The sequence below is a fragment of the Candidatus Solincola tengchongensis genome (assembly GCF_015711935.1).
In the GTDB taxonomy this organism is placed as follows: Bacteria; Actinomycetota; Geothermincolia; order Geothermincolales; family RBG-13-55-18; genus Solincola_A; species Solincola_A tengchongensis.
This window is the reverse complement of the sequence record NZ_JACVJJ010000009.1, coordinates 1-23,243: the sequence shown is the minus strand read 5'-3', so window position 1 is coordinate 23,243 and position 23,243 is coordinate 1. Positions and strand designations below refer to the sequence as shown.

26 protein-coding genes are annotated in these 23,243 nt (G+C 64.3%); 16 read left to right on the top strand and 10 right to left on the bottom strand.

From position 1 onward, the window contains the following. The first annotated feature begins 131 nt into the window (after positions 1–131). From H7007_RS00290 to deoC, 10 genes are all read left to right on the top strand, one after another. A complete protein-coding gene (locus H7007_RS00290; RefSeq protein ID WP_287152482.1) occupies positions 132–1,448 on the top strand; it encodes a bifunctional folylpolyglutamate synthase/dihydrofolate synthase in 1,317 nt (438 codons plus the stop codon). Positions 1,449–1,799: 351 nt separating this feature from the next. Next, positions 1,800–2,207 (top strand): nucleoside-diphosphate kinase, encoded by a 408-nt coding sequence (gene ndk / locus H7007_RS00285; protein ID WP_350340592.1) that lies wholly within the window; start codon positions 1,800–1,802, stop codon positions 2,205–2,207. 336 nt (positions 2,208–2,543) lie between these two features. Beyond that, positions 2,544–3,575, top strand: a complete 1,032-nt coding sequence (locus H7007_RS00280) for a rod shape-determining protein (RefSeq protein ID WP_287152480.1) — start codon at positions 2,544–2,546, stop codon at positions 3,573–3,575. A gap of 17 nt (positions 3,576–3,592) precedes the next feature. Further along, entirely contained in the window at positions 3,593–4,462 is an 870-nt protein-coding gene (gene mreC, locus H7007_RS00275; RefSeq protein WP_287152479.1) for a rod shape-determining protein MreC, read from the top strand. Then, positions 4,459–4,968 carry a rod shape-determining protein MreD gene (gene mreD, locus H7007_RS00270; RefSeq protein ID WP_287152478.1) on the top strand — a complete coding sequence of 170 codons (510 nt, stop codon included), beginning with the start codon at positions 4,459–4,461 and terminating at the stop codon, positions 4,966–4,968. Before mreC ends, mreD begins: the two co-directional genes overlap by 4 nt. Before the next feature lie 12 nt (positions 4,969–4,980). Next, positions 4,981–6,930 (top strand): penicillin-binding protein 2, encoded by a 1,950-nt coding sequence (gene mrdA / locus H7007_RS00265; protein ID WP_287152477.1) that lies wholly within the window; start codon positions 4,981–4,983, stop codon positions 6,928–6,930. A gap of 16 nt (positions 6,931–6,946) precedes the next feature. Continuing rightward, entirely contained in the window at positions 6,947–8,122 is a 1,176-nt protein-coding gene (gene rodA, locus H7007_RS00260; RefSeq protein ID WP_287152476.1) for a rod shape-determining protein RodA, read from the top strand. Positions 8,123–8,248: 126 nt separating this feature from the next. Next, complete coding sequence (gene era / locus H7007_RS00255; RefSeq protein WP_287152475.1) at positions 8,249–9,157, top strand: GTPase Era; 909 nt, start codon at positions 8,249–8,251, stop codon at positions 9,155–9,157. 228 nt (positions 9,158–9,385) lie between these two features. Further along, positions 9,386–10,732, top strand: coding sequence for a magnesium transporter (gene mgtE, locus H7007_RS00250; RefSeq protein WP_287152474.1), 1,347 nt, complete (start codon positions 9,386–9,388; stop codon positions 10,730–10,732). Between the two features lie 13 nt (positions 10,733–10,745). After that, a complete protein-coding gene (deoC, locus tag H7007_RS00245; protein ID WP_287152473.1) occupies positions 10,746–11,498 on the top strand; it encodes a deoxyribose-phosphate aldolase in 753 nt (250 codons plus the stop codon). Between the two features lie 851 nt (positions 11,499–12,349). Here the strand turns inward: deoC and recO are convergent. The 3 genes from recO to H7007_RS00230 all read right to left on the bottom strand — a co-directional run bounded on the left by recO (position 12,350) and on the right by H7007_RS00230 (position 14,376). Then, positions 12,350–13,135, bottom strand: a complete 786-nt coding sequence (gene recO / locus H7007_RS00240; RefSeq protein WP_287152472.1) for a DNA repair protein RecO — start codon at positions 13,133–13,135, stop codon at positions 12,350–12,352. Positions 13,136–13,142: 7 nt separating this feature from the next. Continuing rightward, on the bottom strand, positions 13,143–13,880 hold the full coding sequence (uppS, locus tag H7007_RS00235) for an undecaprenyl pyrophosphate synthase (protein ID WP_287152471.1): 738 nt from the start codon (positions 13,878–13,880) through the stop codon (positions 13,143–13,145). Between the two features lie 256 nt (positions 13,881–14,136). Next, complete coding sequence (locus H7007_RS00230) at positions 14,137–14,376, bottom strand: hypothetical protein (protein ID WP_287152470.1); 240 nt, start codon at positions 14,374–14,376, stop codon at positions 14,137–14,139. A gap of 922 nt (positions 14,377–15,298) precedes the next feature. Between H7007_RS00230 and H7007_RS00225 the strand changes: the two genes are divergently transcribed. The 6 genes from H7007_RS00225 to H7007_RS00200 all read left to right on the top strand — a co-directional run bounded on the left by H7007_RS00225 (position 15,299) and on the right by H7007_RS00200 (position 19,137). Continuing rightward, positions 15,299–15,892, top strand: a complete 594-nt coding sequence (locus tag H7007_RS00225; RefSeq protein WP_287152469.1) for an RNA polymerase sigma factor — start codon at positions 15,299–15,301, stop codon at positions 15,890–15,892. After that, on the top strand, positions 15,889–16,200 hold the full coding sequence (locus H7007_RS00220; RefSeq protein WP_287152468.1) for a hypothetical protein: 312 nt from the start codon (positions 15,889–15,891) through the stop codon (positions 16,198–16,200). The genes H7007_RS00225 and H7007_RS00220 overlap by 4 nt, the downstream gene beginning before the upstream one ends. A gap of 258 nt (positions 16,201–16,458) precedes the next feature. Then, positions 16,459–16,704: an acyl carrier protein gene (acpP, locus tag H7007_RS00215; RefSeq protein WP_287152467.1), complete on the top strand. Its 246-nt coding sequence runs from the start codon at positions 16,459–16,461 to the stop codon at positions 16,702–16,704. Between the two features lie 16 nt (positions 16,705–16,720). Continuing rightward, the gene (locus H7007_RS00210; RefSeq protein WP_287152466.1) at positions 16,721–17,710 is read left to right on the top strand and encodes an acyl-CoA dehydratase activase-related protein; all 990 of its coding nucleotides are present in this window, start codon (positions 16,721–16,723) and stop codon (positions 17,708–17,710) included. Continuing rightward, complete coding sequence (locus H7007_RS00205) at positions 17,707–18,819, top strand: hypothetical protein (RefSeq protein ID WP_287152465.1); 1,113 nt, start codon at positions 17,707–17,709, stop codon at positions 18,817–18,819. The genes H7007_RS00210 and H7007_RS00205 overlap by 4 nt, the downstream gene beginning before the upstream one ends. An 87-nt stretch (positions 18,820–18,906) precedes the next feature. Continuing rightward, complete coding sequence (locus H7007_RS00200; RefSeq protein ID WP_287152464.1) at positions 18,907–19,137, top strand: hypothetical protein; 231 nt, start codon at positions 18,907–18,909, stop codon at positions 19,135–19,137. Positions 19,138–19,328: 191 nt separating this feature from the next. On the opposite strand, the gene H7007_RS00195 is transcribed toward H7007_RS00200, so the two are convergent. The 7 genes from H7007_RS00195 to H7007_RS00165 all read right to left on the bottom strand — a co-directional run. Then, positions 19,329–19,826: a rubrerythrin family protein gene (locus tag H7007_RS00195; protein WP_287152463.1), complete on the bottom strand. Its 498-nt coding sequence runs from the start codon at positions 19,824–19,826 to the stop codon at positions 19,329–19,331. 90 nt (positions 19,827–19,916) lie between these two features. Continuing rightward, complete coding sequence (locus H7007_RS00190; RefSeq protein WP_287152462.1) at positions 19,917–20,150, bottom strand: sulfurtransferase TusA family protein; 234 nt, start codon at positions 20,148–20,150, stop codon at positions 19,917–19,919. Between the two features lie 233 nt (positions 20,151–20,383). Beyond that, positions 20,384–20,893 carry a DsrE/DsrF/DrsH-like family protein gene (locus H7007_RS00185; RefSeq protein WP_287152461.1) on the bottom strand — a complete coding sequence of 170 codons (510 nt, stop codon included), beginning with the start codon at positions 20,891–20,893 and terminating at the stop codon, positions 20,384–20,386. A gap of 254 nt (positions 20,894–21,147) precedes the next feature. Beyond that, the gene (locus tag H7007_RS00180) at positions 21,148–21,348 is read right to left on the bottom strand and encodes a hypothetical protein (RefSeq protein WP_287152460.1); all 201 of its coding nucleotides are present in this window, start codon (positions 21,346–21,348) and stop codon (positions 21,148–21,150) included. A 1-nt stretch (position 21,349) separates the two neighbouring features. Beyond that, positions 21,350–21,730, bottom strand: a complete 381-nt coding sequence (nifU, locus tag H7007_RS00175) for a Fe-S cluster assembly scaffold protein NifU (RefSeq protein ID WP_287152459.1) — start codon at positions 21,728–21,730, stop codon at positions 21,350–21,352. 4 nt (positions 21,731–21,734) lie between these two features. Then, complete coding sequence (locus tag H7007_RS00170) at positions 21,735–22,913, bottom strand: cysteine desulfurase family protein (RefSeq protein WP_287152458.1); 1,179 nt, start codon at positions 22,911–22,913, stop codon at positions 21,735–21,737. 132 nt (positions 22,914–23,045) lie between these two features. Beyond that, positions 23,046–23,243 (bottom strand): hypothetical protein (locus H7007_RS00165; RefSeq protein ID WP_287152457.1); only part of this gene is annotated, 198 nt, incomplete at its 5' end.

Below are 23,243 nucleotides of genomic sequence, written 5' to 3'. Positions count from 1 at the left end.
ATTCTTTAAAGGGGAAGCTTTATTTGTACCGATCGAGCGTGAACTCGGAAACGCTTTGCTCGGAATGGAGATGAGGTTCGCCTGATGGATAGGAATACCCTAAGGGGTATCACGATTCAAGACCTGACCCCATGATGGATTTTAAGGAAGCGGAGGAGTACCTGGGCCGGCGGGCGAGGTTCGGCATCAAGCCGGGCCTGGAGCGCATAAGGCTTCTCCTGTCCCTGCTGGGAGACCCCCAGCTGGAATTTCCTTCCATTCACATCACGGGCACCAACGGCAAGACCTCCACGGCGCGCATGGTGGCCTCCATCCTGGGGGTGGGCGGGAGGAAGGTGGGCCGCTATACCTCCCCCCACCTGCAGAGCGTTACCGAGCGCATCTGCGTGGACGGGCGCCCGGTGACGGAGCGGGAGTTCGCCTCCCTCCTGGAGAGGGTCATACCCGCGGTGGAGGAGAGCGATGCCCGGACCGGCGATCCCCTGACCTACTTCGAAGTGACCACGGCCATGGCCTTTTTGCACTTCGCACGGCGCAAGGTGGACGTGGGGGTCATCGAGGTGGGCCTGGGCGGGAGGTGGGACGCGACCAACTTGCTGATGTCCCAGGTCCAGGTGATCACCGGCGTGGCTTTCGACCACACGGCGGAGCTGGGGGACACCTTGGAGAGGATCGCCTTCGAGAAGGCGGGGATCATCAAGGGCGGGAGCGCGGTTATCTCCGCGGTGGCCCATCCGGGGGCCCTGAAGGTCATCGCTGCGGCCTGTAAGGAGAGGGGCAGCGAGCTGAAGTTATATGGAAGGGATTTCCAGTTGATCTATCAGCTCACCTACGGTGTAGAAACGGAGAGAATAGGCCAGGTGCTGGGAATACGGGGCCTCCTTCGCGAATATGCCGACCTCTTCCTTCCCCTGCTCGGCGAGCACCAGGGCGTGAACGCCGCCTGTGCCGTGGCTGCCTGCGAGGCCTTCGCCGGCTCTCCGGCGGTTCTCTCCGCGGACGAGGTGGCGGCGGGACTCCGCCGGGTGACCTCTCCCGGAAGGCTGGAGGTGGTCTCCCTGCATCCCCTGGTCCTCCTGGACGGGGCCCACAACCCGGAAGGGGCGTTCCGCCTGGCCCAGGTGATCCGCAACGACCTGGATTATGAGAAGCTGGTCCTGGTCCTGGGCATCCTGGAGGACAAAGACATGCGGCGGATGCTGAAGATACTGCTTCCCCTTGCGGACACGGTGGTCTTCACCCAGAGCCGTGAGGAGAGGGCTGCCCCAGCGAGGAGACTGGCCCGCCTGGCCCGGGAGATGGGCTACGAGGGCGTGGTGGTGGAGGACATCGGGGAGGCGGTGAGGTTCGCCCGCACCCTGGCCTCGGTCTCGGACATGGTGTGCGTCACCGGGTCCCTATATACGGTGGGAGAGGCCCGCGAGGCCCTGGGGCTACGCCCGGAGTGAGCTGGGCTCGGGCGAACGCCCCGACCTTTCCGAAAATGTATTCTCCGTAAGCGGTTCCAGGGCTTATGGAGTTCGAAAGATTACCCCGGCATCCCAGCCGGAACCAGGCTGCTGTATGGTTTCGGTGGGTGCTCTTGGGGTTGAAAGAGGTCGGAAGGCCGCCTTGGCATCCTTACACCGCCTTGGCATCCTTACAGAAAGAGTGAGGAGTCGCACGAGGAACCATCCTGTGATATATTTCTCGGCGATTTCTTGGCGCGCCGGCGAGGGGCACGAAGCCCGAGGAGAGAGGCGTTGCCGGAGCGAGGAGAAGATGGGGTTCGGAGAACGGAGGAAGCTTTGGTCATGGCCGTGGAGAGGACTCTTGTGCTGGTGAAACCGGACGGCGTGGAGAGAGGCCTGGTCGGAGAGGTCATCTCCCGCTTCGAGAGGCTGGGCATGCGCATCGTGGCCCTGCGCATGCTCCGCGTGGACGAGGACCTGGCGTCGAAGCATTACGCCGAACACGCGGGCAAACCCTTCTACCCGGAGCTGGTGTCCTTCATCACCTCCGGGGAGGTGGTGGCCATGGTCCTGGAGGGAGAGGGGGCCATAGGCCTGGTGCGCAAGGTCATGGGGCCCACCAATCCCGTTGAGGCCCCGCCGGGCACCATTCGGGGGGACTACGGGGTGGAGATCACCCGCAACCTGGTCCACGGCTCGGACGGGCCGGAGAGCGCCGCCCGTGAGATAGGCCTCTTCTTCCCCGACCTGACCTGACGAGGGCATGACCTGACGGCCCGGGGCGGGAAGGCCCCTGATCACGGGGAAGAGGGTGAGGAAGGGCGGCCGCACCTCCCGCGTTTTCAAGCCCCCGACGGGGAAGTCCGCACGCGGCCGGCCGGGGCCTCATCACGGAGAGGAAGGAATCCCTCTTCCCCGGGAAGGGAACCGTGGGGCACGGATTCCCGTCATCTATCCGGGGAACGGCGCCGCGGCCTGGCGGCTCCGGGATGGGGAAGGAGAAGCGGACCCTTGTGATAAAATTATGGACATGATGAACGTGACGCGAAGCGGCCTTCGGGCCGTTAAAAATATGCCGGAAAGGTGAGTGCCATGTTTTCTTCGTGGGAAATGCTGGGAAGGGACATGGCCATCGACCTGGGGACGGCGAATACCCTGGTCTACGTGCGGGGAAAGGGCATCGTCCTCAACGAGCCGTCGGTGGTGGCCATCAACACCTCCAATGGGGCCATCCTGGCCGTGGGAGCGGAGGCCAAGCGCATGATCGGGCGCACACCGGGACACATCGTGGCCGTCCGGCCGCTCAAGGATGGCGTCATCGCCGACTTCGACGTCACGGAGAAGATGCTCCGCTACTTCATCCAGAAGGTACACAAGCGGCGCCTTTTCGCCCGCCCCCGCGTGGTGGTCTGCGTGCCCTCCGGGACCACGGGAGTGGAGCAGCGGGCGGTGGAAGAGGCCTGCATCCAGGCGGGCGCGCGCGCGGCCTACATAATCGAGGAGCCCATGGCCGCGGCCATCGGCGCCGGCCTGCCCATCCATGAGCCCACAGGGAACATGGTGGTGGACATCGGCGGCGGGACCACCGAGGTGGCGGTCATCTCCCTGGGGGGCATCGTGACCAGCGAGTCCATCCGCATCGGGGGGGATGAGATGGACGAGGCCGTGGTCAACTACATCAAGAAGGAATACAACCTCATGATCGGGGAGAGGACCGCCGAGGAGCTCAAGATCCAGATCGGCTCGGCCTTCCCCGTGGACGACGAGATCAACGCGGAGATACGGGGACGGGACCTGGTTACCGGCCTGCCCAAGACCATCGTGGTGCTGGCCGAGGAGATAAGGGAGGCCATCGAGGAGCCGGTCTCCGCCATCGTGGACGCGGTCAAGACCACCCTGGACAAGACCCCGCCCGAACTGGCCTCGGATATTATGGACCGGGGAATCGTGCTCACCGGTGGAGGGGCGTTGCTCACGGGACTGGACGAGAGGATACGCCACGAGACGGCCATGCCCGTGGTGGTCACCGCTTCTCCTCTCTCCGACGTGGCCATCGGTTCGGGGAAATGCCTCGAGGAGTTCGAGATCATGAAAAAGGTTCTCATCTCCTCCTCCCGGCATTGAACCGGGGATGATAGATCATGCTGGAAAGACGCAACCGCAGACAGCGATTCCTCATCGTCGTCCTCGTCCTGGTGTGCATACTCCTGGTCACCGTCTATTCCCGCGAGAGCGAGAACGGTTTTCTCCACCGCCTGCAGCGGTTCTCCATGGACGTCATCTCCCCCCTTCAGAAGGGGATGAGCAAGGTGTTGAGCCCGGTGCGCAACGGCATCGGGTTCCTGGTGGACCTGGGGCGGGCGCGTGGAGAGCGGGACCGGCTAAAGGAGGAGGTCAGGCAGCTGGAGCAGAGGGTCCATGAACTGGAGGACATGCGGCGCGAGAACGAGACCCTGAGAGGTATGCTCGCCGTCAAGGAGGCCTACCCCGAGCTGGAGTTCCTGGTGGTGGAGGTCATCGGTGCCAGCCCCGACGCCTGGGAACAGACCATAATCATAGGCGCGGGTTATGACGACGGTCTGGAGGAATACATGGCCGTGCTCAGCGAGGACGGCAGCCTAGTGGGCAGGATAATCACCTGCACGGCCCAGTCCTCCGTCGTGCAGCTGATCACCGACGAGAAGAGCGCCGTGGGCGCCAGGCTTCAGCGCAACGCGGAGATGGGCATCCTGCGCGGGGAGGGCGGAGGGGCGGTGCACCTCGAGCTCCTCAACCTGGAGGCCGATGTGCGCACGGGAGACGTGGTGGTGACCTCCGGGATGGGGGGCACCTGTCCGGCGGGCATCCCCATAGGCACGGTGACGGAGATAGGGGAGAAGCAGGCGGACCTCTCGGTGGGTATCGTCATCCAGCCGCGGGCCAGCATGACCCGGCTGGACAGGGTGATGGTGGTGGTCTCCCCTAAACCCACGAAAGCGCCAGGAGTGGCCGAAGGGGGGAGCGGTATATGATGACCGCCCACCGCCGGCTGCTCTTCGCCGTCATTATACTGGTGACCCTCCTCCTCCAGGTCGGCGTGGCGGGGGAGATAAGCGTGGGGAGCGTTAAGCCGGACATACTCCTCACGGCCACCATATGCTGGGCCCTCTTCGAGGACCCCAGGCAGGGAGCCCTCTTCGGCTTCTGGGGCGGGCTGCTGGAGGACGTCTTCACCACCGCCGTCCTGGGGGTGGGGGCCTTCGCCAAGACGCTCATCGGCTATTTCTCGGGGGAGCTCAAGCAGCGCGTGGTCTCCAAGTCCGTGGTCTGGCCCATGCTCATCGTCTTTGCGGGCACCCTCCTGCACGAGCTCATCAAGTTCGCCTCCTGGACCATGGTGGGTCTGGAGCAGAGGCCGCCGTTGAACGCCGGGGTGGTCTTCGGCCTGGCGCTGTACAACGCCGTGCTCACTCTGGCCGTCTATCCTCTGCTGGGGAGGTTCGCCGGCCGGGAGGAGAGGGAGATGCTGTTCCAGTGAGGTGATTCGGACATGCCAGTCAACCCGCAGCAGAAGGGGGCCATGGTCCACCGCTACACCCTCTTCGTGATGTTCATTGCGGTCATGGTGGCCGTTCTGGTGGTCAGGCTGTGGTTCCTGCAGGTGGTGCAGGGCGACCGCTACCGGAGCATGGCCGAGGGCAACCGGGTGCGGGAGGTCCCCCTGGAGGCCTCCAGGGGGAAGATACTGGACCGCAACTACCGTATGCTGGTGGGAAACCGCTGGGCCCTCTCCATCTTCGTACTCCCCACGGAGTTCGAGAAGCTGGAGGACAAGGAGGCGGAGGCAGCTCGCCTGGGGGCCATGCTGGGCATAGGCGGCGAGGAGATAATGAAAAAACTCCAGGGCGAGGACGTGCAGCCCCACAAGCCGGTCCTCATCAAAAAGGACGTGGATCCGGAGGTGTATTTCTTCATCCAGGAGAGGCAGTCGGAGTTCCCGTGGGTCTTTCCGGAGAAGATGCCGGTGCGCGAGTATCCGGAGGGAGACGAGAGCCTGGCGGCCCACGTGCTGGGGTACCTGGGGGAGATCTCCGAGGAACAGCTCAAGGTGCTGAAAGATAAGGGATATAAGGCCGGGGACATAGTGGGCACCTCAGGGGTAGAGGCCTATTACGAGGATATCCTGCGGGGGGTGGACGGGAAGCTGATCATGGAGGTGGATGCCCGGGGCAAACCGCTGCAGGAACTGGGCAGGGAGGAGCGCAACCCGGGCAAGACCCTGGTCCTCACCCTGGACAGGGATCTTCAGAGGGCGGTAGAGCAAAGCCTCCGCCAGGGTATAGCCCGGGCGCGCACCTACCTGGACCGGGAGAGGGGCAGGAACTACGTGGCTCCGGCGGGTGCGGCGGTGGTACTTGATCCTCGTACGGGGGAGATACTGGCCATGGCCAGCGAGCCCACCTTCAACCTCGAGGACTTCGTGGGCGGCATAGACGAGGAGGAGTGGGCCAGGCTCAACGATCCCCGGAACAACTATCCCCTCAACAACCGGGCCATCGTGGGGCAATACCCGCCCGGTTCCACCTTCAAGGTGGTCACGGCAATGGCCGCCTTGCAGGAGGGGATGGCCAGCGCCTACTCCCCGTTCTTTTGCGGGCATGTCTTCAACCGCGGTGAGTTCGCCCAGTATCCCAAGACCTGCTGGGGAACCCATGGCTCCATCAATTTCATGAACGCCATCATCCAGTCCTGTGACGTGGTCTTCTACGAGCTGGGGTACGTGTTCTACGAGAACCGCAACCGAGAGGGCTGGGTCACCCGGTTGCAGGATTACGCCGTCCTGGCCGGGCTGGGCAAGCCCACGGGCGTGGACCTGCCCAACGAGTTCGAGGGGCGGGTCCCCACCCCGCAGTGGAAATGGGAGTTCAACCAGGGGAATCCGGATTACCAGCGCTGGTATCCCGGGGATACGGTGAACATGGCCGTGGGGCAGGGAGACATCCTGGTCACCCCCCTCCAGTTGGCCAACCTTTACGCGGCCATAGCCAACGGCGGTCCTTACTACCGCCCTCACGTGGGGAAGGAGATACTCACTTATCTTGGGGAGACCGTGGATACCATCCAACCCCAGAAGATAGGGGACATCACCGACCCCAACAACGACCTCGGGATCCACGTGGACAGGAGCAAGCTAGAGGTGGTGAGGACGGCCCTCACCGGTGTTGTGGCCAGGGGAGGGACGGCAGCCGGGGCTTTCGCCGGTTTCCCCATAAAGGCCATCCCCGTGGCGGGGAAGACGGGGACCGCCGAGGTGCAGGGAAAGCAGCCCTGCGCCTGGTTCGCCTGCTACGCTCCGGCCAACGACCCCCGCTACGTGGTGGTGGTGATGGTGGAGGAGGGCGGGCACGGGGGGCTGGTGGCCGCTCCCGTCGCCCGGCACATCCTGGAGTACATCTTCGGCATCCCACAGGGGCAGCCGGAGGTCACGGTGACCGAGTAGGAGGAAAGGGAGGGACATGCCCACGCGCCTGGGAAGGCTTCTGGCCCCCAAGGTCACGGAGAGGAGGAGGACCGACGAGGTGGCCCGCCGCCTGAGCGGGATGCCCATCCGGCACGTGGACTGGTCGCTCCTGGCGGTGACCCTCTTCCTGGTGGCCTTCGGCATGCTCATCCAGTACAGCGCCACGCGGGGGGACAACCCGGACAACCCCACCTATTATGTGTTGCGCACGGCCCTGAACTTCCTGGTGGGTCTGGTGGTCATGGGCCTCATGCTCAGCTTCGACTATCGGCGGCTCAAGGTGGCCACGCCCTTCATCTACGGCTTCTTCCTCTTCGCCCTCCTGGTGGTCTTCCTCACCGAGGAGGCCATGGGGGCCCAGCGCTGGATAACCCTCGGCCCCTTCAGCTTCCAGCCCTCGGAATACTGCAAGCTGGTGCTCATACTGGTCCTGGCGAACTACTTTTCCGACAACAAGGCGGATCCGGAGTCCTTCCGCAGCTTCATCATACCCACTCTCTGGGCCCTTCCCTTCATGTTCTTCATCTTCCTGCAGCCGGACCTGGGGACCACCCTGGTGCTGGCGGCCATCCTCCTGGGTATGCTCTACCTGGTGGGCTGCCGCATGCGATACTGGCTGGGGTTCGTGGGCCTGGGAGCCCTGGGATTCGCCATGGGCTTCGCCTTCCACCTCTTCCACGACTACCAGGTGGAACGCTTCACCGCTTTCCTCAAGCAGGGCAGCAGCATCCAGGGGGCCGGCTACCAGCTCATGCAGTCCAAGATCGCCATCGGTTCCGGGCAGTTGGCGGGAAAGGGGCTCTTCAAGGGCACCCAGACCAACCTCAAGTTCATCCCCGCCCACCATACGGATTTCGTCTTCGCCGTGGTCGGCGAGGAACTGGGGTTGATAGGCGCCCTGCTGCTCATCGCTGCCTTCTGTTACCTCCTCTGGAGGGGAGTGCGCATCGCCAACCACGCGCGCGACTTCTACGGGACCATGATCGCCTTCGGCATCGTGACCATGTTCGCCTTCCAGATCGTGGTGAACATAGGTATGACCATAGGCATCATGCCCATCACCGGCATCCCCCTGCCCTTCATAACCTACGGGGGGTCGAGCCTCATCGTCAACCTGGCGGCCGTGGGTCTTATGACCAACGTGTACATGCGGAGGTTCTCGCAGATATAGATATGGAATATATTTCCATTTCATGAACGGAGGCCGGGATTCCGGGTCCCGGCGCGGGGATTCCGGACCGCGGAGGCGGGAAGGCCGCGGTCCGGGGATAGGGTCAAGGCGACGATGGAGGTGGTCATGTCCGAGGATTCAGGCACTCAACGCGGTTACCGCTCGGGGTTCGTGGGCATCATCGGCCGTCCCAACGTGGGGAAATCCACCCTGCTCAACAACCTCATGCACCGCAAGCTGGCCATCATCTCCGAGAAACCACAGACCACGCGCAACAAGATCCGCTGCATACTCACCAGGGACGACGCCCAGATAATCTTCGTGGACACCCCAGGCCTGCACAAACCCCGCAACGCCCTGGGGGAGAGGCTGAACAAAGCGGTCCGGGAGACGCTCTCCGAGGTGGACGTGGTGGTATTCATGCTGGACGGTACCCAGACCATCGGGAGGGGCGACCTCTTCATCGCCGGCGAGCTCTCCGGCCTGGAGACACCCGTTGTGGCGGTGCTCAACAAGATCGACAGGCTGAGCCCCGAGCAGGTGGAGGCCCAGATGGCGGTAGCGGAGAACCTCGGACGGTTCGTGGAGGTCATCCCCCTTTCCGCCAAGACCGGCGAGAACGTGCACGCCCTAATAGAGAAGATCGTGGAGCTTTTACCGGAGGGGCCCAAGTATTACCCGGACGACATGGTCACCGATCAACCGGTCACCTTCATCGTGGCCGAGCTCATCCGGGAGAAGGTCCTCCAGCTCACTCGGGAGGAAGTGCCGCACAGCGTGGCCGTGGTGGTGGAGGAGATGGGCAGGCGCGAGGACGGAGGGATAGTGGACATCCAGGCGGTGATCTACGTGGAGAGGGATTCCCAGAAGGGGATCATAATCGGCAAGGGGGGCCGCATGCTCAAGGAGATCGGGACCCGGGCCCGACAGGAGATCGAGCCACTGCTGGGAGAGAAGGTCTTCCTGCAGCTGCAGGTCAAGGTGGAGAAAGACTGGTCCAAGCGCCCTCAGCTCGTGCGCAGGATGGGATACTGAGGGCCTTCCTCGATAAGGGTAGGCGGGACCGGATCAACGGCTCGCCGTCCGAAAACCGCGTTTCCAGAGCGCGTTGAAGGCGGGATGAAGCGGGGGTAATCTGGATAGGGTGCGCGGCTCTTGCCCGCCGCTATCGGGAACGTATGTGAGGATCTAAGGCTGTGATTTGAGCATGCGGGTATCCCTGTCCCCCGGGCGATAAGGGATATCCGCGCACCGGAGGGTCACATGGAGGAGAGGAACCGGGTATTGGGAGAGACCCTCAGAGGGCTTCTCGCGGAGGGAAAGATGGGTGCCGCCCTGGCCCTCCTGGACGGGCTGCACCCCGCGGACGCCGCCGAGGTCCTGGAGAGTGTGCCCTACGAGGACCGCCTGCGCATCTTCCGTTCCTGGGACGCCGAGGGCTCCTCGGAAGCACTCCTGGAGATGTCCGAGGACGAGCAGGTCCGGGTGGTGGAGGGGCTGGCCCGCAACCTGGCCGTGCGCATCATCTCCGAGATGCCTCCCGACGACGCCGTGGACCTGCTGGCCGATCTCCCCCCTAAGCTCAGGGAGTCCATACTCTCCGGCCTCAGCGCCCGCAAGGCGGGGGAGTTGCGGCGCCTCCTGGCTCACGGGGAGCACACGGCGGGAGGCCTGATGACCCCGGAGGCCATGCGCCTGAGCCAGGACCTCACCGTGGGTGAGGTGCTGGAGAGGCTGCGCGGGGCGCCGGAGAGCGTGGAGATGATCTATTACGTGTACCTATTGGACGAGGGGGAAAGGCTTGTGGGAGTCACCTCCCTCCGCGAGCTCATCGTGGCCGACCCGGAGGCGCCGGTCTCGAGCATCATGCACCGCGACCTCATAACCGTGACTCCGGAGGAGGACCAGGAGAGGGTGGCCGCCCTCATCGACCGCTACGACCTGTTGGCCGTCCCGGTGGTGGACGGAGAGGGAAGACTCCTGGGGATAGTCACCGTGGACGACGTGCTCGACGTCATCGAGGAGGAGGCCCAGGAGGATATATACAGCCTGGTGGGGAGCTGGGAGACGGAGGAGGGGACGGAAAGGCATCCGCTGCTGGCGCCCTTCCTGGGCAGGTTGCCCTGGGTCTTCTTCGCGCTGGTCCTGGAGGTCCTGGTGGTGGGGGGGATCCTGCGAGGCTTCTCGGACGTGCTTCGGGACCATATGGCCATCATCTTCTTCATACCCGCCATCCTGGCCATGGGGGGGACGGTGGCCGTGCAGAGCGCCACGCGGGTGACCGTGGAGCTAATGCACGGAGGAGAGGGACGGCGGTTCATGCGGGCCGTGGCCGGGGAGACGGGCATAGGCCTCCTGGTGGCCGCGGCCTCGGGAGGGATAATCGCCATGGTGGCCTGGTTGATGTGCGAGAACGCTTCCCTGGGGGTCGCCGTGGGTCTGGCCATGGGCTGCACGGTCCTCTCCGCCGCCCTGCTGGGGTCCTCCCTTCCCCTCATCCTGAGGAAGATGGGCGGGGATCCCTCCAAGGCCTCCGAACCGCTGGTGGCCACCATTATGGACGCCGTGGGGCTGGCGGTCTACCTCCTGGTGGCCATGGCTCTGGTATGAGAGGGGGTGCGAGGTGGCCGGAGCGGAGCGGGAGGTGGCCAAGGAGGAGGTCCTGGAATTGTTTCCCAGCTTGGGGCATCTCACCTATATCCTGGACGCCACCCTGCTGCGGCCGGAGGCCGATGAGCGAGAGTATCTGAGTTTTCTGCGTGAGGCCGCCGACGCGCGTTTCCGGGCCGTTTTCGTGCCCCTGTATTACCTCCCCATGGCGCGCATGGAGCTGCGAGGGAGCGGCGTGACTCTGGGGGCGCCCATAGGGTTTCCTTTCGGCTACCAGTCGACCGACGCCAAGCGGGCGGAGGCGGTGTACGCCCTCCAGCACGGGGCGGGGGAGCTGGACATGGTGATTAACATCTCCGCCCTCCGCTCCGGGAGGTCGGACAGGGTGAGGGAGGACATCGGGGCCGTGGTCTCCCTTGCCCGCCGCTATGACGCGGGTAAGGGAGAGGGTCATGTGGTGGTCAAGGTGATCCTGGAGACCTGTTATCTGAGCCGTGAGGAGATGCGCCTCGGGGCGCTGTTGGCCAGGGAAGCGGGGGCGGATTTCGTGAAGACCTCCACGGGTTTCGGCCCCGCAGGGGCTGATGCGGAGGACGTGCGCTTCCTGCGCGAGGTTGTGGGGCCGGGCTTCGGGGTCAAGGCCAGCGGGGGGATACGTAACCTGGCACAGGTGGTGGAGATGGTGAAGGCCGGGGCCAACCGCATCGGGACCAGCGCGGCCTACACCATCCTCCAGGAGTATCTGCGCCTCGTGCCTTGGAGGTAGGTAGCTGGGCCGGGTTTAACGGTCTCGCTCCGCAAGCTACGCTGCGACCGACCCGTCCGTCCCCCGGAAGGCGGTACCCGTGGCGCAGAGGCCGTAGGGTAGCGGTCTCGCTCGCCTCCCCGGACCGCCCCGCAGGGAGGGAGGGGGAGAGGAGCGCTCGCTGCGACCGACCCGTCCGGCCCCCGGAAGGCGGTACCCGTGGCGCAGAGGCCGTAGGGTAGCGGTCTCGCTCGCCTCCCCGGACCGCCCCGCAGGGAGGGGGGAGAGGAGCGCTCGCTGCGACCGACCCGTCCGGCCCCCGGAAGGCGGTACCCGTGGCGCAGGGGCCGTAGGGTAGCGGTCTTGCTGAGCGAAGCGGTCTGCCCCGGCGGAGGGAGGGTTGTCGGGGGCCGGGATGAGCACCGGGAGGCGTGCGGAGGGAAGTCATCTGAGACCAGCAAATATATAAAAAAGTGGATATATGAAAAAGGAGTGACCCCAAGTAACCTTTGGTACATCCCTCCGAGCTTCCCTTCCGGCTCCCCCTTCCGGCTTGCGCCTTCCGGTTCTTCCTTCCGGGTCCCCCGGCTGAACTTCCCTCCAGCTCCTTGGGGTCAAATTTAATATAACACCACAGTATTAGATGGTCAATACCTTTTTACCTGGGATTTTATCGATTCTTCGCCCTCTGGTGAGCCTATCGGCCTAATACTCGCGGGGTATGCGGGAGCGAGGTTCCCCATCTCCGGAGTCCCGCCGACGAGATGGCCTGAGCACCTTGCCCGTGATCTGGGCGGGTACGGGTATGGGCGCTTTGCCTCTGGTTTGCCTTGCGGTGGCCTACACCCGCGAGGGGCCCTCCGCGGTGCGGATCATGTGGAGAGGGGAGCCTCGGTCCCCCTGAGTTTTCCTTCCAGGTGACGGAGGACTATCTGCCGCGAGCGCAGGCGCTGCTCCAGGACACTCTCCGTGTAGGCGAAGGAAGCCCGGAGCGCCTCGAGGGCCAGATGAGGCGGTTCATCGAAACGGGCTATGGCGACCATCTCCGTTCCTAGGAGGCGCCGTAGGAGTTCCAGTACCTGCGCGTTGAGATGGAGGACGTTGGGGGAGGCCCTCGCACATCCCTGGCAGGTCACCCCTCCCTCGGAGAGGTCCAGGTGCCACGAGCCGCTGGACGTCTCCCTGCCGCAGTGCAGGCAGCGATCCAGGTGGGGACGGTAACCGATGAGCGCGCAGGCCTTCAGCTGATAGGCGGCCAGCAGGAGGGCGCAGTCCCTCACCTCTCCCTCCAGGACTCCGAGGCTCACCCGCAGGAGGTCGAAGAACCTGGGCAGGTTCTGGTTTTCCCGTAGTGACCTCTCGGCCAGTTCGAGCATGGATTCCCCGTAGAGATATTTATCGTAGTCCGTCCGTAAGGGGGCGTGGGTGCGCACGGTGTCCGCCTGGGTGACCGTGTCCAGGTTCCTCCCCTCGTGGAGGACCACCTTGAGGTGGGTAAAGGGTTCCAGTCTGGCCCCAAAGCGGCTCGCGGTGCGCTTGACCCCCTTGACCACCGCCCGGCGCAGGCCGTGCCCCGCGGTGATCAAGGACACGATACGGTCCGCCTCTCCGAGGTCGTGCACGTGCAGGACGATGGCCTCATCCTTGAGGGTGGCCAACCTGAACCTACTCCTCGCGGATGGCGCCGAAGCGCCTTTCCCTCCTCTGGTAATCCCGGATGGCCTCCGCCAGGTGGCGGCGGTCGAAATCCGGCCACAGGACGTCCGTGACGTAAATCTCCGTGTAGGCGAGTTCCCAGATCATGAAGTTGCTGATGCGCATCTCCCCCGCCGTGCGGATGAGGAGGTCGGGGTCGGGGATGTCCGGATGGTAGAGGTAGGATCGGAAGCGCTCCTCGTCCACCTCGGAGGGCTCCAGCCTGCCCGCCGCCACGTCGGCGCACAAAGCGCGGATGGCGTCCACCAGCTCGGCGCGGCCCCCGTAGTTAAAGGCGATGTTCAGTGACATACCGGTGTTTTCGCGGGTCAGCGCGACGGCGTCGTCGATGGCCTTGAGGGTGGAGGGAGGTATGCGGTCCCGCCTTCCCAGGTGCCGTATGCGGATGTTCCGCTGATGAAATTCCTGGACCCGGTTGTTGAGGAGGTTGCGGTTGAAGCTCATCAGGAAGCGTACCTCGTTCTCCGGACGGTTCCAGTTCTCCGTGGAGAAGGCGAAGAGGGTGAGGGCGCCAATGCCCCATTCGGAGGCCGCCCGGACGACGTCGGTGATCGACCTCTCCCCGGCCTTGTGTCCGGCAATGCGCGGAAGGTCGCGCATCTTGGCCCAGCGGCCGTTCCCGTCCATGATGATGGCGATGTGGAAGGGAAGCTCTCCTTCCGGCCTGGGGACCTCCATCTCCGACATTAGTTTTTCTCCCCTTTCACCCTCAGATTTTCGACGCCGCGAACCGGTAGGTTGACGGGACGCGTTACCGCCTAACCGCCCGCCCGGCTCCTTTTCCCGCGATTATTATCCTTCACCGTTTCGAGGGGGTAAAGCGTGGCGCACGTGGAACTTCGTGACTCGGCCCGCCCCCTTGCGCCCGGCACCAGCGCACCCACCCTGATGGAAAGCCGTTCCCCGGCGTTTCTTCCCTTCCACCGGGCCAATGGCCCTCCGATCAGGAAGAGGGAGGGTCTTCGCCCGAAGGCCCTCCCGCCCGGTCCTTCCCCGGCTCCTCCTGCTGCTTGAATATTATCCTCTGCAGGGCGTACACACCCAGGATGGAGAGGGCGCAGCTCTTCTGGGCGGGCATCTTCGAGGTGGGTATATATAGAGCGCATTCATCGTTGCAGGGGGAAAGGGCACCCGCGATCGCCGAGACGCGGAAGGGGCAATAAGCTCCAGGGACGTTTCCCATTCTCAACCTCCTCTTACTTCCCCTGCGCGGAACGCCCCGCATCCCGCCCGTTCTCCGCGGGTCGGAAAAGGGGCTGACCGGGTTCAAGGCTGCTAGGGACCGGGAGGAGGGCCACGTATCCCCTCTCTTACGGCGGCACTCTTCCCGTCCGGATACGAAACCCGGATTCCGTCAAGCAAGATGCTATCATAACCCTCCTCCCGGCGCGACGCTCCTTCCGTGGGCGGGAAGAAGAGCGTCCCGCCCTCGGCCGGCAAAATTCCTTTTGAAACCTCGTTTCGTGGGTGTCCCCTCAACGGAATGAAGTCTTTCCGAGGTGGCGGAAGGTCGGGTTTGATCCCCCATGGAGAGAGCCTACCTTCGAGCCTCGGACCCTTGCTCTTGAAAAGGTTATGGCCAAGGGGCCCGCCTATCCGCCGGGGCGCCGGAAAGCCTCGCCCGCACCCGGGTTTTTCGCGCCCGGTTTGCCTCGGCATCTCCGCGGCCTCCATTGACGGCCGAAAGGTCGTTGCGCACCCAGCTTTCGGCGACTGGGGCATGACGGCCCTGACGCCTCGCCTTTCCGGGAGGCGCTTTGGGGCCAGGGAAGCTCGAGTTACGGCCGAAAGGTCGTTGCGCACCCAGCTTTCGGCGACTGGGGCATGACGGCCCTGACGCCTCGCCTTTCCGGGAGGCGCTTTGGGGCCAGGGAAGCTCGAGTTACGGCCGAAAGGTCGTTGCGCACCCAGCTTTCGGCGACTGGGGCATGACGGCCCTGACGCCTCGCCTTTCCGGGAGGCGCTTTGGGGGCGTGGAGGCCGGTGTAGATACTCTGGCCCTGGAGCAAGGGCAAGATTCGGTGCTGAGAAGGAACTCCTCGGGCGGTAACCAGAAGACAGGGGAGGTGTTTATAATAACGAGTGTGAAACGAAGAAGCCGTGAAGTGGAGGCCAGCTTGGAGTCCAGCGGAGACGGAAGCCGGGAGCTGTGCCACGAGGACGGCGTCCTCCTGCAGCGCGCCCGGGAGAGGAGAGAGGCCTTCGAGGCCCTTTACACCAAATATCTCCGGAAGATATACACCTACGTGTATTACCGGGTGGGAAACGCGGAGGATGCGGAGGACATAACGGAGAGCGTGTTCCTCCACGCCCTGGTGCACCTGGACCGTTATCAGGACCGGGGGATCCCTTTCTCCGCCTGGCTCCTCCGCATCGCCCACAACCTGGTGGCCAACTGGCATCGTAGCGCTTCCAGATCCCGTTCGGTGGCCCTGGAGGCCGTCGAGGAGCTGCACGACGAGGGCCTGTCGCCGGAGGAAGCCCTGGAGAGGGCGGAGGAGATCCGGCGTTTGCGCGAGGCATTCGCCTCCCTTCCCGAGGAGAGGCAGCAGGTGCTCATCCTCCGCTTTGCTGAGGGGATGAGGCACCGCGAGATCGGGGAGGTGATGGGAAAGAGCGCCGGGGCGGTGAAGGTACTCGTTCACCGCTCGCTAATAAGCTTGCACCGGCGACTCTCCGAGAAGGAGGAAGAGAGATGAACGTATGGAGGAAGCGGGGAGACAAAGGGCGGAAACGAGGATACCGGCACACGGTGAGACTGCTCAGGAGCTACCTCCATCCCGTGGATCCCGACCCCGCCTTTTCCCGCCGCCTGGAGGACCTCTGCCGCGGGCTGGGCGCGGATGACCTCCTGGTCGCGGAGTCGGAACCCGCGGGTTACTTCTCGACCCGCCGGGGAAAAATCATCGGCGGGGCCATCTTCTCCGCCCTTCCCTTTCTGGGGGTCGCCGCCTATGCTATTAACAAGCATCTCACGAGGAGGAGGGCCGTGGCCCTGGGCGTCTGAGAAAGGGCGGAGATGAACCGGGAGGAGGACGGGGCCTGTCCCGCCCTTCCCTTTCTGGGGGTCGCCGCCTATGCTATTAACAAGCATCTCACGAGGAGGAGGGCCGTGGCCCTGGGCGTCTGAGAAAGGGCGGAGATGAACCGGGAGGAGGACGGGGCCTGTCCCGCCCTTCCCTTTCTGGGGGTCGCCGCCTATGCTATTAACAAGCATCTCACGAGGAGGAGGGCCGTGGCCCTGGGCGTCTGAGAAAGGGCGGAGATGAACCGGGAAGAAGTCTTATCTGTAGTTCGTGCCGCTCTGGCGGAGGCATTGGAGCTGCCCGAGGAGGAAATCAAGGAGGAATCGCGCTTCAAGGAGGACCTGGAGGCGGATTCCCTGGACCTGGTGGAACTTCTCCTGGAGATGGAGCGCGTCTACGGCTTCAAGGTCAGCGATGAGGAGGCGGCGGAGATCGAGACCGTGGGCGACGCCGTGGATCTCATTCTCCAGAAGGCCAAGGTTTAACGACGGGGGGTTTTCGGTGAGGGTCGGAATTCCCGGCGGTCTGCTCTATTTCCGTTACGGGAAACTGTGGACCTCCTTTCTCCAGGCCCTGGGGGCGGAAGTGGTGGAGTCGGGGGAGACCACCCGTTCCATCCTCTCCTCCGGGGTGAGCAAGGCGGAGAACGAGAGCTGCCTGCCGGTGAAGGTCTTCTACGGGCACGTGCTCGCCCTGCGGGACAAGGTGGACGCCATCTTCGTGCCCCGCCTGGTGAGCGTGAAGAAGGGGACGCACACCTGCCCCAAGATGCTGGGCCTCCCTGACCTGGCCCGGGCGGCGGTGGAGGACAAGGTGCCCGTCATCGCCCCTACCATCAATTTCCAGGAGGGTATGTGGGCCAACTACCGCGCCGTCTATTCCCTGGGCCGCCTCTTCACGCGCGATCCTCTGCGCATCGTCCGCGCCGGCCTGGAGGCCTGGAGTGAACACCGTCTCTACCTGGAGCGGCTGACCCTGGGCCTGGACCACCGGAGCGCCCTCAAGGGGGAGACGGAAGACCTCCTCTGCGAGGGGAGGGAGCTGAGGATAGGGGTCATCGGGCACCATTACAACGTGTACGACACCTTCACCACCATGTCCCTCCTCGACCGCCTGAGCTCCATGGGTGTGGACGTGGTCACCGCGGACATGGTCCCCGAGGAGCTCAAGAGGAGGGAGCTGAGACGCCTGCCCAAGGACATCTACTGGAGTTACGAACAGGAGGTGGCGGGGGCCATACTGGCCTGCACCCGCTACCGGCTGGTGGACGGGATAATCTTCATGATCTCCTTCCCCTGCGGGCCGGATTCCATCATCCGCGTCCTCTGCGAACAGGAGAACCGGCGCATGGGGGGAGTGCCCATGCTCAGCCTGGTCATCGACGAACATACCGGTGAAGGCGGTTTCCTCACCCGCATAGAGGCCTTTGTGGACATGCTCCGGAGGCGTAAGGGGATCGCCTCGGAGGTCCGGGAGGCGGTGGCGGTATGAAGATAAGCTGGCCCCACATGGGGAGCCTGGAATTCGTGATGAGCAGCGTGTTCGAGGAGCTGGGGCTGGATTACGTTCTCCCGCCCCCCAGTTCCCAGCGCACCCTCGAGCTGGGCACGCGCTACGGGCCCGAGTTCGCATGCTTCCCCCTCAAGACCACTCTGGGGAACTTCATCGAGGCCATAGAGGCGGGAGCGGACACGCTGATCATGGTAGCCGGCAAGGGACCCTGCCGCTTCGGCTTCTACGCCGAGACGCAGAGGCGCATCCTGGAGGACGCCGGCTACCGTTTCCGCATGGTGATGCTGGAATTCGAGCCCAACAAGCTACCGGCCACCATCCGGAAGCTGAAGGAGCTGAAGCAGGGCCGTCCCTGGAGGTCCGTGGCGTGGGCCATCAAGTTCGCCCTGAGCAAGGCCTACCTCATCGACCGCCTGGAGCAGCAGGCCCTGCACCAGCGCTGCCTGGACCGGGAGAGGGGAGCCACCACCAAGGCCCTGGAGCGGTGCTATCGCATGGTCTGGGAGGCCGACTCCTACGCTTCACTGCGGAAGGTGGAACAGGAGGCCTTCGGCCTGCTGCAAAACGTCCCCAGGGAGGAGAGGGAGACGGTTAAGGTGGGCATCGTGGGCGAGTTCTACCTGGTGCTCGAGCCCTTCTTCAACCTGGGAGTGGAGGAGCAGTTGGGGAACCTGGGAGCCTATGTGGAGCGCAGCGTGTACCTCACCGACTGGCTGCGCCCCTCGGGGAACAATCCCGTGGCCGGACAACACGACCGGGAGGTGGAGGAGGCGGCGAGGCCTTACCTCACCCATTTCGTGGGCGGCGAGGGCCTGAGGTCGGTAGGGGCCACGGTCCTCTACCACCGCAACGGTTACGACGGCGTGGTGCACGTCATGCCCTTCACCTGCATGCCGGAGACCATTGCCAAGAGCATCCTGCCCCGGGTATCACGTGACCTGGGAATACCCGTTCTCTCCCTGGTCATCGACGAGATGACCGGAAAGGCCGGCGTGGCCACCCGGCTGGAGGCCTTCGTGGACTTGGCTCGCTTCCGGAGGAGGGCCAGGGATGCGGGGATAGATTACTCCCTTCAGCCCGCCTTCTGAGATGGGTACGGCATTCCTCCGTGCGGAAGGACTTTTCTCGGGTATAATGTATTAGTCATCCGGAAGTTATGAGAAGGAGGTTTGTCGATGGCCAACGAGAAAGAGGAGCTCTTGAACCAGGAGATCGCCTCCTACGAGGAGGAGCTCAGGGTGCTGGCGGGAAAGCTTCAGGAGCTGGCCGGAGTGGACTGCTCCTTCGGGGCTTGTGTCTTCGACCCCGAGATGCAGGACGTGGAGTCCAAGCTCGCCGAGATCCAGAAGAGGAAGAAGGTCCTGGCCGAAGTGATGGAGACCCTTAAGCAGTGCGGCATAGAATAACCTGAGGACGATTAGACACGAGGGGGCTTTCCAGAAGCCCCCTCTTTTCTATATATATCGCCGTATAATATATAGCGCCATATATCTCCACCGCCCGCTTCCCTGTTCCTCATTGCCCGTGGGCGAGGTCTCCGCCTTACTTTCGGGAATGATCCCCGCAGGCGGCGGAATTCTTTTCGTTTCCAGCTTCGCTATTGCACCTCGAAGAACTTGTCCTCCGGAGCCCCGCAGATGGGGCACTTCTCCGGGACCACCTCGTCGGCCACGTACCCGCAGACGCTGCAGACGTAATAGTCGGGGACCTTCTCCGCCACCAGGTGCTGCAGGGCTCCCTCGTAGAGCTTGATGTGGCGCTCCTCCACGTCCCGGGCGTAAGCGAACATGGTGGCTGCCGCCTTCTCGCCCTCCGCCTCGGCGTCGGCGATGAAGGAGTCGTAGCTCACTTGGGCTATCTTCTGTTCTGAGGCCAGGGCCTCCTCCAGGTTGGTCTCCGTATCCTTGATCTCCCGCAACAGGCGGAGGTTGTTGTAGGCGTGGATGCTCTCCGACTCGGCAACCGCCCGGAAGAGCCTGGCGATGGCCGGATAGTCTTCCTCCTCGGCTTTCCTGGCGAAGGCCTTGAGCCTCACTGCCGCCTTGGACTCTCCGGTGTAGGCGTCGTAGAGATGCTGTCTCGTCTTGTCTCCCATAAGTCCCCCTTTCCCCGATTCCTCTTCCTGGATTCCTTTCCTCGACTCCCGACCGCAGAGTGTATTCTAGCCCTCGTTCTTAAGGGGCGTTCAACCCTCCTTCTTGCGCACGAAGACGTGGTATTCCCCGTCCCTTTCCTCGATGCCCAGGAACTCGTGCCCGGTCTTGGCGCACCAGGCGGGCATGTCGCTCCTGATCCCCGGGTCATCGGCGACGATCTCCAGCACCTCGCCGTCCTTCAGCTCCCTTATCTCCTGGGAGGTCTTGACGATGGGCATGGGGCAGTAGAGCCCCACGCAGTCAACGGTCCTGTCCGCCTCCAACCCTCATCACCTCCTACCTCCGGTCGCGACTCACGGAGACGATACCCCGTGGCCCATGCCTCTGTCGGTTGACGGTATGGTGTCCGCACGATGTGAGCGACGTTCGTTCTCCTCTGTCCTTGTCTTTCCCTCGCGTCGCAGGTAGAGGAGCCCCAGCGTTATATCTCCGATCCCGGTCGCCTCTCCCTGCCCACCCCCTTCCCCGCGACCACCCCTCGAGCGGCGAGCGACTCTCAGATGAACAGGTTGATGGAGGAGTTGGAGGCCCTCTCAACGTAGGTGGCCGCCCCAGCGAAGTCCTCCACCTCGGGTATGAAATCGTCCTCCGTGAGACCCATGAGGGCCATGGAGGTGGTGCAGGCTATGAAGCGCACACCCAGGTCCCTGGCCATGGCGATCATCTCTTCCAGCGAGGGCATGCGGAACTGCCGCATCAGGCGCTTCATGGCCGCCCTGCCCCCTCCCATCATGTTCAGGCGGGAGAGGCGCAGGCGGCGCGTACCGCCGCGGTTCATAAGCCCCAGCATGCGCTGCAACGCCGTCTTTCTGCCCCCGCCCCCCCTTTCCCGGCGAACCACGTTAAGCCCCCAGAAGGTGAAGAACATGGTCACCTCCATGCCCATGGAGGCGGCGGTGGTGGCGATGTTGAAGGCCGCCAGGGCCCGGTCCAGTTCCCCGCTGAAGACCACTATGGTGGCGCTATCTCGCCTTTCCTGCGCCGAGTTTTCACCTTGCATTCCCATCCCCGACGACCTCCTCGTCCTGCCCCCAGCCGGCGTGGGCGGACCCGCGCCTTCGCCTGGAAAGCGGATTCCTTGCGGTCGCCCGCCGGCTTTCAAGCCTTCCTCTCGCTTATCCACATCCGGCGTTTTCCCGTCGGTCGCGGTTTTTTCCCTCACCCGGAGCCCGGGCCGCGACCCCGCTCGCCCCGCCTTCCTTCCCGGTCCGGGTGAGCGGGCACTTCTGTGCCTTGCGCCGCGAGCCTCTGTTTACGCCTTCATTCCCCGGACGGCAATGGCTGCCCGCAGTGGGGACATATCTCCGTCCCCTCCCGGGCGGCACCCCCGCAGGCGGAGCAGGTGACGATGACGATCTGGCATGGCTGACAGAAGGCGGGCATGTCCACCGCCGCCTCTATCTCCGACTCGCAGAAGGGGCACCGGCAGATCACCGTCCTCTCCTCTCCTCTCTCCTCCATCTCACTTTCCTTTCTTTTCCAGGTAATCCTCGATGGCCTTGTGCAGGGCGTCCGCGCCCAGGTTGGAACAGTGCATCTTGTTGGCGGGAAGGCCACCCAGCTCCTCGGCCACGTCGTTCCTGGTTATCTTCAGGGCCTCCTCGATGGTCTTTCCCTTGGCCATCTCGCTGACCATGCTGGACACGGCTATGGCTGCCCCGCACCCGAAGGTCTTGAACTTCACGTCTGAAAGCCGACCCTCGTCGTCCACCTTGATATAGAAGGTCATCATATCCCCGCACACGGGATTGCCCACCTCGCCCACGCCGTCGGCGTCCTCTATCTCGCCGACGTTGCGGGGGTTGGTGAAGTGATCCATGACCACGTCGCTGTACTGAGCCATGATCTCACCCCCTTTCCTTGAGGTATTTGGCGTAAAGCGGCGACATCTGCCGCAGTCGCTCCACGATGGGCGGGAAGACCTCCAGCACGTACTCCACATCCTCCATGGAGTTCTGGGGCCCGAAGCTGAAGAGGATGGACCCCTGCGCCTTCTCCGGCGGGATGTTCATGGCCGTGAGCACATGCGACCCCTTGAGGGCCCTGGAGGTGCAGGCCGAGCCGCTGGATACGGCCACACCCCGCTGGTCCAGGAAGAGGAGCATCCCCTCTCCCTCGATGAACTCCACCACGAAACTGGCGTTCCAGGGGAGCCTCTCCCGCGGGTGCCCGGTGAGCTGGACGTGCTCCACCCTGGAGGTCAGGCCGGCGATGAGGGCGTCGCGCAGGCCCGCCAGGTAGGCGCTCCTCTCCGCCATGCGCTCCCGGGCCAGTTCCGCGGCCTTTCCCATGCCCACGATGCCGGCGACGTTCTCCGTGCCCCCGCGTCGCCCTCCCTCCTGTACGCCTCCGTCGAGCAGCGGGATGAGGCGCACGCCCCTCTTCACCCACAGGGCACCCACGCCCTGGGGGCCGTAGAGGAGGTCGGAGGAGATGGAAAGGGCCTGCACGCCCAGCTCCTCCACGTCGATGGGTATGTGGGCCGCGGCGGCCACGGCGTCGGTGTGGAAAGGAATCTCCTTTTCCGCGGCCAGACGGGCCGCCTCGGCCACGGGCTGGATGGTCCCCACCTCCCCGTTGGCCAGCATCACCGAGACGAGGACGGTGTCCTCCCGGAGCAGGGCACGCAGCTCCTCGAGGTCGATGCGGCCGTATTCGTCCACCGGCACCAGGTCCAGCTCGTAGCCTTGCTTCTCCAAGGTCCGGGCAGCGTGCAGCACCGAGAAGTGCTCCACCGCGGAGACCACGATGTGTTTCCCCTTGCGCCGGGACCCTGCGACGATGCCCTTGACGGCCAGGTTGTTGGCCTCCGTGCCGTTGGAGGTGAAGATGACCTCCGCCGGGTCGGCCCCGATCAGGGCCGCCACCCTTTCCCTCGCCTCCTCCACCGCCTCCCGGGCGGCGTCCCCACGGCTGTGCAGGGAGCTGGGGTTGCCGAACCTCTCCCCCAGGAAGGGGAGCATGGACTCCCGTACCTCGGGAAGGAGGGGGGTGGCGGCGTAGTTGTCCAGGTAGACCTCTCTCATCCTCTCATCATCCCTCCTTACGAAGCGCGGTCCAGGTGCCGAGCGGTCTCCGCCCCTCGGCAGGGCCTCGGTGTATCGTTCCTCCCGTCCACGCGGGTTCGGTTCTCGGCTATCATCTTCTCTCCCGGACCATCATTTGAAAATCCCTTCTATTATTCCCGGTCGCACTCCCAGGTATGCGGCCACCTCCTCCGCCCGCGCGCCGCGCAGGCGGCAGGAATGTTCCCCGCAGACCTCGGCGCCGGCCTCGGACTCTTCGCTCTCTCCTCCCTCCCCGGCGGGGAGGAAAAGGGCCCGGTGATCCGGGGAGAGTGCGGTTGCGGCCAGAAG

What these genes read in the sequence shown, in the direction of transcription:
- rodA (WP_287152476.1), top strand. Translation starts at nt 6,947, where the DNA reads ATGCCCACGCGCCTGGGAAGGCTTCTGGCCCCCAAGGTCACGGAGAGG.
- H7007_RS00195 (WP_287152463.1), bottom strand. Translation starts at nt 19,826, where the DNA reads ATGGGAGACAAGACGAGACAGCATCTCTACGACGCCTACACCGGAGAG.
- mrdA (WP_287152477.1), top strand. Translation starts at nt 4,981, where the DNA reads ATGCCAGTCAACCCGCAGCAGAAGGGGGCCATGGTCCACCGCTACACC.
- H7007_RS00185 (WP_287152461.1), bottom strand. Translation starts at nt 20,893, where the DNA reads ATGGGAATGCAAGGTGAAAACTCGGCGCAGGAAAGGCGAGATAGCGCC.
- H7007_RS00290 (WP_287152482.1), top strand. Translation starts at nt 132, where the DNA reads ATGATGGATTTTAAGGAAGCGGAGGAGTACCTGGGCCGGCGGGCGAGG.
- H7007_RS00180 (WP_287152460.1), bottom strand. Translation starts at nt 21,348, where the DNA reads ATGGAGGAGAGAGGAGAGGAGAGGACGGTGATCTGCCGGTGCCCCTTC.
- mreC (WP_287152479.1), top strand. Translation starts at nt 3,593, where the DNA reads ATGCTGGAAAGACGCAACCGCAGACAGCGATTCCTCATCGTCGTCCTC.
- H7007_RS00220 (WP_287152468.1), top strand. Translation starts at nt 15,889, where the DNA reads ATGAACGTATGGAGGAAGCGGGGAGACAAAGGGCGGAAACGAGGATAC.
- H7007_RS00200 (WP_287152464.1), top strand. Translation starts at nt 18,907, where the DNA reads ATGGCCAACGAGAAAGAGGAGCTCTTGAACCAGGAGATCGCCTCCTAC.
- nifU (WP_287152459.1), bottom strand. Translation starts at nt 21,730, where the DNA reads ATGGCTCAGTACAGCGACGTGGTCATGGATCACTTCACCAACCCCCGC.
- H7007_RS00230 (WP_287152470.1), bottom strand. Translation starts at nt 14,376, where the DNA reads ATGGGAAACGTCCCTGGAGCTTATTGCCCCTTCCGCGTCTCGGCGATC.
- uppS (WP_287152471.1), bottom strand. Translation starts at nt 13,880, where the DNA reads ATGTCGGAGATGGAGGTCCCCAGGCCGGAAGGAGAGCTTCCCTTCCAC.
- mreD (WP_287152478.1), top strand. Translation starts at nt 4,459, where the DNA reads ATGATGACCGCCCACCGCCGGCTGCTCTTCGCCGTCATTATACTGGTG.
- H7007_RS00205 (WP_287152465.1), top strand. Translation starts at nt 17,707, where the DNA reads ATGAAGATAAGCTGGCCCCACATGGGGAGCCTGGAATTCGTGATGAGC.
- H7007_RS00280 (WP_287152480.1), top strand. Translation starts at nt 2,544, where the DNA reads ATGTTTTCTTCGTGGGAAATGCTGGGAAGGGACATGGCCATCGACCTG.
- era (WP_287152475.1), top strand. Translation starts at nt 8,249, where the DNA reads ATGTCCGAGGATTCAGGCACTCAACGCGGTTACCGCTCGGGGTTCGTG.
- acpP (WP_287152467.1), top strand. Translation starts at nt 16,459, where the DNA reads ATGAACCGGGAAGAAGTCTTATCTGTAGTTCGTGCCGCTCTGGCGGAG.
- H7007_RS00170 (WP_287152458.1), bottom strand. Translation starts at nt 22,913, where the DNA reads ATGAGAGAGGTCTACCTGGACAACTACGCCGCCACCCCCCTCCTTCCC.
- mgtE (WP_287152474.1), top strand. Translation starts at nt 9,386, where the DNA reads ATGGAGGAGAGGAACCGGGTATTGGGAGAGACCCTCAGAGGGCTTCTC.